Source organism: Roseimicrobium gellanilyticum (assembly GCF_003315205.1).
Lineage (GTDB): Bacteria > Verrucomicrobiota > Verrucomicrobiia > Verrucomicrobiales > Verrucomicrobiaceae > Roseimicrobium > Roseimicrobium gellanilyticum.
In genome coordinates this window covers 52,014-64,655 of sequence record NZ_QNRR01000009.1, presented here as the reverse complement: position 1 = coordinate 64,655, position 12,642 = coordinate 52,014, and the positions used below count along the sequence as shown (strand labels likewise).

12 protein-coding genes are annotated in these 12,642 nt (G+C 58.6%); 8 read left to right on the top strand and 4 right to left on the bottom strand.

The window, feature by feature from the left end; genetic code table 11:
• Positions 1-61 precede the first annotated feature (61 nt).
• Positions 62-481 (bottom strand): helix-turn-helix domain-containing protein, encoded by a 420-nt coding sequence (locus tag DES53_RS22260; RefSeq protein ID WP_113960533.1) that lies wholly within the window; start codon positions 479-481, stop codon positions 62-64.
• Positions 482-855: 374 nt separating this feature from the next.
• Here DES53_RS22260 and DES53_RS22255 point away from each other — a divergent pair, with 374 nt between their 5' ends.
• The 5 genes from DES53_RS22255 to DES53_RS22230 all read left to right on the top strand — a co-directional run bounded on the left by DES53_RS22255 (position 856) and on the right by DES53_RS22230 (position 5,479).
• Entirely contained in the window at positions 856-1,596 is a 741-nt protein-coding gene (locus DES53_RS22255) for a multiubiquitin domain-containing protein (protein WP_113960532.1), read from the top strand.
• Entirely contained in the window at positions 1,571-2,767 is a 1,197-nt protein-coding gene (locus DES53_RS22250) for a ThiF family adenylyltransferase (RefSeq protein ID WP_113960531.1), read from the top strand. Before DES53_RS22255 ends, DES53_RS22250 begins: the two co-directional genes overlap by 26 nt.
• Complete coding sequence (locus DES53_RS33955; protein ID WP_113960530.1) at positions 2,733-3,143, top strand: ubiquitination-like system serine protease family protein; 411 nt, start codon at positions 2,733-2,735, stop codon at positions 3,141-3,143. The genes DES53_RS22250 and DES53_RS33955 overlap by 35 nt, the downstream gene beginning before the upstream one ends.
• A gap of 527 nt (positions 3,144-3,670) precedes the next feature.
• The gene (locus DES53_RS22235) at positions 3,671-4,222 is read left to right on the top strand and encodes a hypothetical protein (protein ID WP_147263550.1); all 552 of its coding nucleotides are present in this window, start codon (positions 3,671-3,673) and stop codon (positions 4,220-4,222) included.
• 957 nt (positions 4,223-5,179) lie between these two features.
• A complete protein-coding gene (locus tag DES53_RS22230) occupies positions 5,180-5,479 on the top strand; it encodes a hypothetical protein (protein WP_113960527.1) in 300 nt (99 codons plus the stop codon).
• 246 nt (positions 5,480-5,725) lie between these two features.
• On the opposite strand, the gene DES53_RS22225 is transcribed toward DES53_RS22230, so the two are convergent.
• Positions 5,726-6,190, bottom strand: a complete 465-nt coding sequence (locus tag DES53_RS22225; protein ID WP_113960526.1) for a hypothetical protein — start codon at positions 6,188-6,190, stop codon at positions 5,726-5,728.
• Between the two features lie 323 nt (positions 6,191-6,513).
• Here DES53_RS22225 and DES53_RS22220 point away from each other — a divergent pair, with 323 nt between their 5' ends.
• Positions 6,514-7,050, top strand: a complete 537-nt coding sequence (locus DES53_RS22220) for a hypothetical protein (RefSeq protein WP_113960525.1) — start codon at positions 6,514-6,516, stop codon at positions 7,048-7,050.
• Between the two features lie 278 nt (positions 7,051-7,328).
• Here DES53_RS22220 and DES53_RS22215 read toward each other — a convergent pair whose 3' ends face one another.
• Positions 7,329-8,345 (bottom strand): methyltransferase, encoded by a 1,017-nt coding sequence (locus tag DES53_RS22215; RefSeq protein ID WP_113960524.1) that lies wholly within the window; start codon positions 8,343-8,345, stop codon positions 7,329-7,331.
• Positions 8,346-8,737: 392 nt separating this feature from the next.
• On the opposite strand from DES53_RS22215, the gene DES53_RS22210 reads away from it, so the two are divergent.
• Both DES53_RS22210 and DES53_RS22205 read left to right on the top strand, forming a co-directional pair.
• Positions 8,738-9,238, top strand: coding sequence for a hypothetical protein (locus tag DES53_RS22210; protein ID WP_170157304.1), 501 nt, complete (start codon positions 8,738-8,740; stop codon positions 9,236-9,238).
• A gap of 102 nt (positions 9,239-9,340) precedes the next feature.
• Positions 9,341-10,876 (top strand): tannase/feruloyl esterase family alpha/beta hydrolase, encoded by a 1,536-nt coding sequence (locus tag DES53_RS22205; protein WP_170157303.1) that lies wholly within the window; start codon positions 9,341-9,343, stop codon positions 10,874-10,876.
• Positions 10,877-11,500: 624 nt separating this feature from the next.
• Here DES53_RS22205 and DES53_RS22200 read toward each other — a convergent pair.
• A complete protein-coding gene (locus DES53_RS22200; protein WP_113960521.1) occupies positions 11,501-12,571 on the bottom strand; it encodes an NAD(P)-dependent alcohol dehydrogenase in 1,071 nt (356 codons plus the stop codon).
• Positions 12,572-12,642 lie beyond the last annotated feature (71 nt).

The window sequence follows — 12,642 nt, the reverse complement described above, 5'->3', positions numbered from 1 at the left end:
ACAACTGACTGATTCACCCAGCGTCTACGATTGCGATCGTCGAATGTGTTAAATGTCCTGCTCATTGCCGTCTTCTCGTATCAAACGTCATTTTAATGGTTTTGTAGAGAAATTCCCAGTCGTCTGCTGTTTTTGGAGCACCGTCTCGTTCCTGCATGCCATAGCACCCCTGCAACACCCCTTCGTCTAAATCCTCGCCCCGCTTTCTAGCTCGCTCCAAAAACTCTGATAACCCTCGGTCTAGCTTCTCTGGAATAAAGGTCCGGGTCTTTGCGATTGCCTTACCCAAAAGGTCTCCGACAGTCACATTAAGTGCGCCGGCGATTTTGCGGAGAGTTTGAAGATTTGGATTTGCTGAGTTTTCATCAGCATTCTCAAGCTGAGACAGCATGCCAACGGAGACTTTTGCCTCTTCCGCCAGCTGAGGAAGCGTGAATCCTTTTTCAAGGCGTAGAGAACGAATTCGAGGACCTACCTGCATAGTGTTCAAATAAGCACATTGTTCATCAAAATGAAATAAATTGCAAAACAATTCACTTCACGATTGACATCGTAGTTCATTTAAATGAAAATCCGGAAGCATTCGATTCATCTGAGTCGAAGCCAGGAACACAATAAAACAGAAATACTCTATGGCTACAAACCCTCCAGCAGGAGACGGCCACCGTAAGGGCGCTGTCCGGAACCGGTCCCAAGTATTGAACCCCCATACACGCAGGTACGTGAAGCGTGACATCGAGACTGGCCGGTTTCTCGACCAAAAGTCGGACACAAAGCCCTTCAAGGGTGTGAGGCGTGAACACTGACAACACCTCAACAAAATAAGAACAACAACACTACCTCGAACTCCTGAAAATGAATACCCCACTTATCGAACCTCAGCATCCAGTGCACTCTTCAGAAGACCGCTCGAACTCTCAAAGGGGCGCCAAATGGTTTGCTCACATCAACGATGTGAGGATTCCTACTCCCCAAAGACGAGTTTTGGTCAAAGTGCTGAAGACGCAGGGCAATAGCCCAGAGGCCCATGCGCTTGTTCGCGATCACAACTCCCCCGAAGACCCGGTGTTTGCTGACGATGCAGTCGTTGATCTCGCACAGGGCAATGTCTTCTACTCTGTACCGCTGTGCGACTTGAAACCTCGTGGCCAGTGCACAGCACCTCCCAAACTGGCATATTCCGTGGACGACGGGGTCGAAATCACCATCCGTCCCGACCAGTCTGGTAGGACCGTTCGTGACTGGTTTGGATTGGATTGCCAGAAAGACCTCTTCCGTGACTATGAGTCTCCGCATGACTCGCCTATTGAGGATGGAGATTCGGCCTTTTTCGGTGATGGCCCCGTGTTTTATACACGCCAAACCAAGGGTATAACAATCGTCATTAATGGTCGCGAGCGAGTCGTGACCTCTCGGCTGATTTCATATGAGGAAGTCGTACAGCTTGGAATCGGGTCGCCAGACCCGAACACAGCATACACGGTTACCTACAGCAAAGGACCAGACCACAAGCCCAAGGGCACCATGGTTGCTGGTGATGTCGTGAAAGTAAAATGTGGAATGAACTTCAATGTCCGAGCAACTGATAGATCTTAGTCCGGACCTCCGGCGTCTCAGAAACGAGGGGTACGAGGTGGAAGTTCGCGGCTCGTACCTGCTGGTCAGTCATGTTCCCTACGTAGACCAGAACAAGAAGGTTCTGTATGGAATACTCGTGTCGGACTTGGACCTGGCAGGTAATCGCACTGCCAAGCCAAGGACGCATGTGATCCACTTTATCGGAGCCCATCCGTGCAATCGCGATGGAAGGGTCATCTCGCCGATTACGCACGCCAGTGAGCGGAAGCAGCTGATGGAGGGGTTGGTTGTGGAGCATTCTTTCTCGAACAAACCCAAGGAGGGATATCCTGACTATTATGAGAAAGTGACGCGGTACATCGAGATCATCTCGGCACCAGCCAAGTCTATCGACGAAAAAGCCACCGCGACAACATTTCGCGTGATCCCTTCCACGGCCAATGACTCAGTCTTCTACTATCTTGATACCAACTCCAGCCGTGGAGAGATTGAAGCGATCAGCGCCAAGCTCAAAGGTCTTAGGATTGGGATTATTGGCCTGGGTGGCACCGGCTCGTATGTGCTCGACTTAGTGGCAAAGACACCCGTCGCTGAGATCCATCTATTCGATGTCGACCCATTTGCGCAACACAACGCTTTTAGGTCTCCTGGGGCTCCAACACTGCAGCAGCTAGAGTTACCGCAACCCAAGGTGGCTTACTTCTCGGACATCTACGGTCGGATGCGTCAGCACATTGTCCCGCATGAGGAATTGATTCACGCAGAGAACGTACACGAGTTGGAACAGCTCGATTTCGTATTTATCTGCGTTGATGATGGGCCTGCGAGGGCAGTCATTGTTGATTTTCTGGAGTCCAGAGAGAAGTCATTCATTGATGTTGGGATGGGAATACAAGTGTGTGATGGGAAGCTTCTGGGCAGCGTTCGCGTGACAGCGAGCACACCTTCGAATCGGGAGCACTTCGGGAAAGTTGTCTCATTTCAGGAAGCCCGGAATGATGACTATCACACCAATATTCAGATTGCTGAACTGAACATGCTCAATGCTGCGCTTGCTGTGTTGAAGTGGAAGAAGCTCTGTGGGTTCTACCAAGACTTTGAGGAGGAACACCACACTGTATACTCGATTAACGATAATCTCCTTCTCGGCGAATATGCTCGACCTTCGATTCGTGAAACAGATGCCTGAAGCGCTCGAGGGGAACACTCTGTACGTTTCCATTGAGCATTGCACGGTGATGCATCTTTGCTGTTGCGGCTGTGGTCGGGAAGTGGTGACACCATTGTCTCCGACAGATTGGCAGCTCTACTTTGATGGTGAGTCGCTGTCGCTGACTCCATCTATCGGCAACTGGCGCTTCCCATGTCGGTCACACTATTGGATTAGGCGCAGTCGTGCAGAATGGTGTCCTTCATGGGACGATTCTCGGGAGGAGAAACCTTCAAGTGAGCCAGCGGAATCAAGTGATGGAGTTGCCGAGAGCGAAACAATCGAACCCCAAGAGCCTTCCACACCTTCTAACCCCAGTGTGTGGCAGCAAATCTGGAATTGGCTGCGACACTAATGAGTTGATGCGAACGAGAGTACCGTCAGGGTAGGCTCGTACTTCGACTGCACCCTTGACGCGCAGACCTCAATCGGGTGCCTTGGGCATCATCACCACAGCTCTCTTTGCTCATTCTCTCCTCGCTGTCCCCCTCCAAAACTACTGGCCCCTGATTTTGCTCGGCCTTGTCGCCCTGTGGCTGGGCATCTGCTTCGGCTTGTCGCGGATGGGATGGAGTGCGTTTGCGGAGAGGCTGGGGAAGCAGCCGCGCCTTTCGAGCAAGACGGTGCGCAAATGCAGGAAGGCAGAGAGGCGGCGGGAGGAGGTTGAGGAGTGTTCTTGGTTCTTAGTTCTTGGTTTTTTTGAAGAGGGGACGGTTGGCCGCAGAGGGACGGGAAAGGGTTCCAGAGGGGTGGTGCCAACGGACCGCACACGGAGTGGGCGGACCACTTTGACGGCAGCTCAAGCAGCCGCTCCTTGGGACATTGCCCTCGTAGATTGCCCACTTGGCTTGTCTTATTCGAATGACGCCGGTATGGATGGCCATGCCTGCGACTGATGACCTGCCTTGGGACCTTTGTTTCCCCATGACGGCTGTGGGCGGATTCCTGGTCTTTTGGTTTCTCATTTCGCCCCGGTGGAAGGCGTTTGCCCGTGCGTATCCGGTTGCGCATCGCCCACCAGGGAAATCCTACAAGGTGCCGGGGGTGCGGTTTGGCGATACGATGGCGTCGTACAAGAACGCTGCCCGGGTGGTGTTCGCCGAGGAAGGCCTGTACCTGCACATGCAGTTCCTCTGCCGCCCCTTTCATCCGCCGTTTCTCCTGCCCTGGGAGTGTGTGCGGCGGGTGGAGGAACTGAAGGGCTTGTTTCGCAGGCGCTACTACCACGTGGTGGTGGAGGGCGCGGGCGAGGCGGGGTCGATGGAACTGTGGCTGCCGGGGAAGGTGGAGGTGGAACAGGAGTTGTGCAGTACCTTCCGCCAGGCCGTCTACGTCGGGGGAATGAATGCGGGGGCAGGAGTGCCCCCGATTCTTGGGACTGAGGGGTTGGCCGTGGGGAGACGCAAGGGGCTCAAGGGGGATGGTGCCTACTGACCGCACACGGAGTGGGCGGACCACTTCGTCGGTATCCCTCAGGGCGGGAAGCCGCTCCTTTGGGGCGTGACCTGCTCCCATGGCCGGGTGACGGTGGTGACAATCATGACGCTTTTCCCAAAAGTATTCTCTACAGAATTCTGCCCTACAAACTTTTTGGAGCACGGTTACTTTCGTCATTTCCGTCACTCTGGAAAGGGTGGCCATGGGAAACATGGTGGATATGGGGTGATTCCACAGAGTTCTGAGAATGGAAGGAAGCGGAGGGGTTTATGGAAATGGCCCCCTGTTTGCCATTTTCCTCATGGTCGGGTGCATTCGGGGATGTTGTTGGTCCTTGGTTCTTCGTTCTTGGTTGGTTGAAGGGGGAGGGTTCCACGCGAAGAGACGCAAAGAGGGGGGAAGGGGGTGGGGTGACTGACCGCGCAGCGGAGTGGGTGGACCTGCTTCGGCAGCTAAAGCAGCCGCTCCTTGGGAGGTGAGTTCGGTGATTGGCCAGCCGTTGCCTTGGTACCCTGACGAAACTGACGGGATTTCCAAGAGTTTTTCAGGAGAGAAGAAAGCTGGGGAGTTTAGTGAAAAAGCATCAGGTTTGTCAGATTCGTCAGGGGGGTAGGGGAAGCTTTGGCCGAGGATGTTTTCGAGGAAAGTGGCTCCTGGTTGCTGAGCGGATGGGGCCGAGGGCATCGGCCGGATGCAGGTGCCTTGACAAGAGAATCCGGGGTACGTGATAGTCCGCCTGTGGACCCAATATTCCCGCTTCTGCTGCTGGCGACGTCGCCGTCGAGCGTGCCCGCTTCAGGGTTCGGAGAGGTGTGGCCGCGGTTGGCACTCACCGGTGTGGTTTTATGGCTGAGCGCCAGCTTCGTTGTCTCCTGGGACTGGCGGAGGTTTGCGGGAAGATATCCGGCAACAACCCGGCCCGCAGGGAGAGCGCATACTGCGGTGAAGGCGACGATGGGTTGGAGTCCCGTCAGCCCCTACAAGAATGTGGTGAGGGTGATTCTGACAGAGGAGGGGGTCTACTTCTGTGTGTGGTTTCCGTTCCGGCTGTGTCATCCGCCATTCTTGCTGCCCTGGGAAAGTGTGCGGCGGGTGGAGAAGAAGGACAGCTTTCTTCTCGGGCAGTCCATCCATGTCGATGTGATGGATCCCGTGGGCACCATGCATCTGTGGCTGCGCAAAAGCGTGGAGCAGGATTTGCTGAAATACTTTTTGGCGCTGCGGGAGCCGGTGCGGCCGGTGGAAAATGTCTGAGGGCAGGGAACTACCAGTGTCCTTGACCCCTTGGAGTGGGGAGACTGAAGTCCTGGCTGAGGATCAGGGGTGACTTGCCGCACTGTATTGCACCGGACCGCACCGCACTGCGACCGGCGGTCGCAGCCACAGTGGTGCCAGGGGTGTTGCTAGCGCACCGCACCGCGACCAGCGGTCGCAGCCACAGTGGTGCCAGGGTTGTTGCTACCCCAAGACGAAAATGGCCACGCTGTACCTCAAACCGCCCTAGTCCCAGTCCTTGGGCTTCGGCTTCGGCTTCGGCTTCGGCTTGGGAACGCGGTTCTCGATGGTCTCGTGGTATTTCAAGAGGGTGCCGCCCTTCTTCACGCGCATCTCATAGCGAATCTGCCCGTATGTGTGGAAGAGGGCACTGCCGGTGCCGACGAAGAGTTGCTGGTCTGCTTTCCATGTGACTCTCACCGAACTTTTGTAGAAATAGCAATCGTCATAGCGGCTGGCCAGGAGGTCGCCGCACTGTGAGAAGGACTTGCGGGCGTCTTCCTCCGTGTGCACCGGCTTGCGCAGCCGGAAACTGTCGCGCGGGTCTCCGGTGAGGTAGCCCGCGACGAGGACCTGTCGGCCTTCCCCCGGGATAGAATCGCCAGTGGGCCGCAAGGAGGTGCACTGCGTGTGCAGCAGGGTGAGGGCGCCCAGAAGAAGTGCCTTCGCCAGAGTGGGGTAGGAAGCCATGGCAGGAGAGAGTTGCGCCACCCTACCATGGGTGGAGACGTCTTGGGAAGGGGCCAGGCTTCGGCAGCTAAAGCAGCCGCTCATGGAGGGAGGGGTCTGGGACGCGCAGACGCGAGGGATGTCTCCGCAGGGTGACTAGGTGAGGGCCGCACCTGGAGTGGGTGGACCACCATGCGGGGGTGCGCCAAGTCCTTGGCGGCGTGTGGTTTCCGGAGAGGGGTAGAGGGCGCGTTGAAGAAGGATTTAGTGTCAAGGGGTTGTGTTGACAGGGGTATGGGAGCCGACGTGATTCTTTGCAAATCGCAATGACATCACTCCCGCCCATGCTGCAGGACCTTCGGGTGTTTTTCCCGCTGACCCTGATTGGCGCGTGGCTGGGTGGTTGCCTGCTGCTCTCCTGCATGGGGTGGCTGTGGTTTGGCCGGAAGTACCGGGCGAAGGTGCGGCCGGCGGGGAAGGCGCATCGGGTGCCGTGGGTAAAGTTTGAGCTCTTTGGCTGGTACCGGAACCTGGTGTGGATGGTCTTTGCGCCGGAGGGCATCTACTTTCACCCGCCGATTGTGGTGCGGTTGTTTCATCCGCCGTTTCTCCTGCCGTGGACGAGTGTGCGTCGGGTGAAGAAGAAGGGTGGCTTCGTGCCGAACCGGAACCTGCTGGTGGACATCGAAGATGCCGAGGGGCCCATCCGCCTGTGTCTGTCCAAGGCGGCGCAGGAGGATTTTTTCAAGTACTACAAGCCGATGCTGCAGGTGCCTCCGGCGAAGAAAGCGTATCCGAAGGAGACGGGTGAGAAGCCAGAGGGGGAGAAGGGGGAGACGGAGGTGGAGGAAGTGGCGGTGCGTGAGTCGAGGAGTGAGTGAGGGGGTGGTGTGGTGCGGAGACGCGGAGATACGGAGACGCGGAGATACGGAGAGAAAGAGGCAAGGAGACTGAGAGCGGGGTGGGATGAGGAGTGGTGGAGTGGTTGGCCGCAAAGAGACGCAGGAGGGGCAAGAGGGTGGAGTGGTGGATTTTTGAAGAGAGAGGCTCCGCACCCCTATTTGCCGACCACCGGCACTAGGCTAGTGCCGCTCCTTGAAGCTGGGTGCCTTCGGGGTGCTGGAAGGTGGGATGTGGTGTAGCCGTTCTGGTTATATCATCATTTGTAGGCCACGGCGGCGCTGGAGGGACCGGCGAGGGGGATGACTTCGAAACGGGTGAAGCCGGCCTCGGTGCACCATTCGCGGAAGTCGGCGCCGGAGTAGTCGAAGGCGTCGCCGAACTCGATGAGCATGTTCAGCGACATGAGGAGGCCCTGCACATTCTCGCGGCGGGCGTCGTCGATGAGGGCTTCGATGGCCACAAACGCGCCACCGGGAGGGAGGGCTTCGTAGGCGGCGCGGATGAGGTGTTTCTTTTTCTCCAGGTTCCAGTCGTGGAGGATCATGCCCATGGTGATGATGTCGGCCTTGGGCAGGGGGTCCTTGAAGAAGTCGCCGTGCGCGGTGCTCACGCGGTCGGTCAGGCCGGTGGCGGCGATGTGCTTCTGCGCGATGGGCTCCACCTCGGGCAGGTCGAAGCTGGTGCACTGGAGCTGGGGGTGACGCTTTGCCACCTCGGTGGAGAGCAGGCCGGTGGCGCCGCCGATGTCGCAGAGGGTGCGATAAGGGGTGAAGTCGAACTTTTCCGCGAAGGCCTCGAAGTTCATGCGGGAGAGGCCGGTCATGGCGCCCATGAACTGCTCCAGGCGGGGGAGGTCGGAGTAGAGCTCCTCAAACATGCCACGCTGGTTGTGTTTGATTTCGTTCTGCGGCTTGCCGGTGCGCAGGGCCTCGGGGAGGTCGTGCCAGAATTTGAAGAGGCGCGCATTGAGCATGATGAGGATGCCGCCGATGTAGCGCGGGCTGCTCTCCACGAGGAAGAGGTCGCCCTCTGGCGTGTTGAAATAGCGCGACTGCGGGCCGTTGCCATCGCGGTCGAGGAATTTCATGGCCACGAGCGCATCGAAGAAATCCGGCACGGCACGCGGGTGGAGCTGCAGGGCGTCGGCGAGCTCGGCACCGGTGAGACGGCGATTGGCGAGTGTGGTGAAGAGGCCGAACTCGACGGCGGTGAGGAGGACCTTGGAATTCCAAAAGCCGAAGGCGGTCTGGAGGATGGGAGAGGGATTGAGCATGACGGGGAGTGGTGGAGACGCGGAGATGGGGAGATGGGGAGATGGGGAGATGGGGAGATGGGGAGATGGGGAGATGGGGAGATGGGGAGTTTGTCCGTGGAGGTGAGAGTGTGACGGGTGGGGATGTGCGGGAATTGCAGGTTTCTTGCCGTGTGGGTGATTTGTTGCAGAGGAGATGGCCGCAAAGAGACGCGAAAAAGAAAATGCCCGGAGGGAGGTGGCGGTGCCTGCGACGTACGCTCGCGGGGTTCAGCTCAATCGTGCGGGAACGAGGCGTTCCCGGTCCTTGGGCTTGTGGGGATGCACCGGGTGACGGTGTCGACACGATCTGCTTAGGCGCTGTTTCAGTGGGTGAAGGTTGATAGCATGGGAGAACGGGCTACTTCATTCACGTGATGCTTCCGATTCTGGCCGAGATGCCGTTGGGTTCACTCCTGTGGTTTGTCCCGCTCTTCATCTGTGCGTGGATAGCGTCGGGATACGTCGTTTCGCGCAAGGGGTGGCATGCCTTTGCCGTGAAGTACCCGGCGACACACCCGCCCATGGGTCGCAGGTACACTGTTTCCACCAGCAATTTTCAAAGCGGGAGGTATCAGGGAGTGGTGCGGGTGGTTTTTGCAGAGGAGGGCATCCATTTTTCCGTGGTGATTCTCTTCCGGAGTTTTCATGAGCCCTTCCTGCTGCCGTGGTCGAGCGTGACGTGGGTGGAGGAGCAGGCGGGCGCGTTCAAGAGCAAATGGTTCCAGCTGCATGCGGATGACGAAGCGGGCAGCATCGACCTTCTGCTGCCTGGTAAAGTGGAGCAGGATCTGCTCACCTATTTCCGGAAACCCCTGGGCTGCCCGGACGATGATGAAGACGAAGAGGGCGATGCAGCGGACGCGACCGCGTGAGGTGCTCACCTATTGTGAACTTCCCTCGCGAATTCGTTTGTTTGTTGTCCGCGGGTTCGTGCGTTGGTTAGTCTCTCTGCGAAACCATTTTCATCTCCTCCTGTGAAGCTTTATCCCCATCCCCTGCTCCTGACTTCCCTTTTGCTAGTGTGCAGTCCTGTGGTCCTGACGGCCCAGACAAAGCAGAAGGCACCGCCGAAAGCACAGGCGGTGACTCCGGCGGAAGAGGGCGCGGCGAGGCTCAGGACGCTGCCCATCGAGTCTGGAAAAATCGTGCTGGTGGCGCACATCGGGGTGGGCGAACTGCCGGCGCGCACGGTGGTGAATCTGCTGCTGCAACCGGCGAAGGGCTCGAACATCAAGGTGGAGGCGTGGCTGCCGGATGCGGAGAAGTGGAATGGACGCTTCCTCGGCCTGGGCAATGGCGGGGCGGCGGGGAAAATCAATCCGGACAGCCTGGTGGGACCGCTGAGCCAGGGATTCGCCGTGGCCACCACGGACATGGGCACGGCGCCGAACTCGGACTCGGGCATCGGGAATCGCGAAGTGTGGAAGGATTTTGGGCATCGCGCCACGCATCTCATGACGGTGGCGGCGAAGGAATGCATCAAGGCCTACTACGGGAAGGCGCCGGAGTTTTCGTACTTCAATGGCGGCTCCACGGGCGGCCAGCAGGCGCTGCAGGAGGCGCAGCGGTATCCGGAGGATTATGACGGCATCGTGGCGAATGTGCCCGCGCATTGCCGCACGCCACTGCATGCCTACTTCCTGTGGAATGACCAGATACTCCGCGCCTGCCCTTTTACTGAGTTGCAGGAGGTGAAGATCATCGCGGCGGGGAATGCATACATGGCCTCACGCGAGCTGCCGCAGACGGCGGGAAAGATGGTGTCTGACCCGCGCTGCACCGCGCAGGACATCGAGGCCGTCATCGCGCTGGCCCGCTCGAAGGACGCGACGCTCACGGACAAGCATGCCGATGCGCTGCGGAAGCTCTTCGGAGGACCGAAGCATGCCGTCACCGGCGAGCGCATCTTCAATGGCATTCCCTTTGGCGCGGACTTCAAGAGTGCGCACGGGCACCTGTATCTTTTCCAGTGGGTCTTCGGGAAGGAGAAGAACCTGGCGACGATTGATTTCGGAAAAGATATCGATACCTACACGGCGGAGCTTGCGCCGTATCTGAATGCGGAGAATGCGGACCTGAGTGCGTTTGAGGCGCGTGGTGGGAAGCTGCTCATGATCACGGGCTCGGCGGATGCAGTGGTGCCGTACCATGCCACGCTGGATTATTATGAGCGGGTGATTGAGCACTTCGGCTCGGTGGAAAAGGCGCAGTCCTTTGCGCGGCTCTACTTCGTCCCCGGCATGGGTCATGGTCCGGGGCCGGGCATCAACAGCCTGCCGCGCATGTTGAAGCTGGTGATGGACTGGCGCGAGAAGGGCATCGCACCCGGGAAGATTCAGGCGCAGCGCATCCTGTATGGGAAGACGACGATTGAGATTCCGCTGTATCCCTATCCCGCGAAGGCGGCGGTGGATCCCGCTTCGGGTGGGAAGGGCTTTGTGGAAGTGGTGGGGCCGCGTGGTGGGGTGGAGCGCGTGGCGGAGAGGTTTCGGGGGAAGGCGGGGGAGTGAAAGGGGAAGTTGAGAGGTGAAGGTTGAGTGTTGAGAGGTGAGAGGCGGAGGGGTTGTGATTGGAGGGAGTGGGTGTGGTGTGGTGCAGTGGGTTCAACACAGCGCCGAGCGAAGCGAGACGACTGCGAAGCAGCCCGAAGGGTGAGGACGAAGGACGAATCAAACACGGAGACGCAGAGGAACTTCGGAGAGTGAGGGATGCTCCTGAAACGTCTCGTGACATGAGTGACTCGAAGAGAGAGGGAATGTCGGTCACGCGCAGCTACGTTGCGCGAAGCGCTTTGGAGTGCGGTGAGAATCACCGCTTTGGTGGGGAGCTTGGGGCCGGAGATAGATTGCCAGCTCCTGGCACGGCTCCGCACCTCCCCTTGCTCCATCAGGGGCTTTGGTGTATTATATTGTATCACAATGCCTGTTCCCCTCGCAACCTGCCTCCCAAAGCGGTGATTCTCACCGCACTCCAAAGCGCTTCGCGCAAGGTGGTGCACCGCAGAGCCCCAAGGTGCGTCCCAGGGTTTCTCACGTCACGAGACGTTCATTTCTGAATGCACTCCAGGTGAAGAGACTCTGCCCGCGGAGCATTGCTGGTTGCGCGGGCAGAGCGTGCTGAATCTACCTGCTGGCTTATTCGCCCTTCAGCGACGCCATGTCGATCGTGAAGCGGTACTTCACATCGCTCTTCGTCATGCGGTCATAGGCTTCGTTGATCTTCTGAATCGGGATGACCTCGACATCGGAGGTGATGTTGTGCTCGCCGCAGAAGTCGAGCATCTCCTGTGTCTCCGCGAGGCCGCCGATGGCGGAGCCTGAGAAGCTGCGACGGCCAAAGATGAGGCCGAAGACGCCGACCGGCAGCGGCTTTTCCGGGGCGCCGACCATGGTGATGTTGCCATCGCGCTTGAGCAGCTGGATGTAGGCATTGATATCGTGCTGTGCCGCAACGCAATCGAGGATGAAGTCGAAGCTGCCTGCGTGTTTGCTCATCTCATCGGGATTCTTCGAGATGACGACCTCATCCGCGCCGAGGCGCTTCGCGTCCTCCGTCTTGCCCGGAGAGGTGGTGAAGAGCACGGTGTGCGCGCCGAAGGCGTGGGCGAATTTCACGCCCATGTGGCCGAGACCACCGAGGCCTACAATGCCGACCTTCTTGCCCTTGCCCACCTTCCAATGGCGCAGCGGCGAGTAGGTGGTGATGCCGGCGCAGAGCAGGGGCGCTGCGGCCGCGAGGTCCAGGTTCTCTGGGATGCGTACCACGAAGTGCTCGTCCACCACGATGCTGTCGGAGTAGCCGCCATAGGTCACCGGCGCCGTGCCGTGGGAGTCCGGCGAGCCGTAGGTGAGGACCATGTTGGGGCAGTATTGCTCCAGGCCATCCTGGCAGTTCGGACACGTGTGGTCGGAGTCCACAAGACACCCCACACCGACGGTGTCGCCTGCCTTGTACTTGGTGACGGCGGAGCCCACGGACACCACGCGTCCGACAATCTCATGACCCGGCACGCAGGGATAGACGGTGGGCATGGTGTCATGCCATTCATCGCGGGCATAGTGCAGGTCGGAGTGGCAGACGCCGCAGTACAGGATTTCAATGCGCACATCGCGGTCCGTGGGCTGGCGGCGCGGGATGGAGCTGGCGACCAGCGGTGAGGTCTTGCTGGAGGCGGAGTAGGCTTTGGCTTGGTAGGGAGTGCTCATGGTGGGGTTGGATGAAGTGAGGTGCGATACGTGCAATGATTCAGAGGGGCATGGCGCGAGGGTGAAAGGGG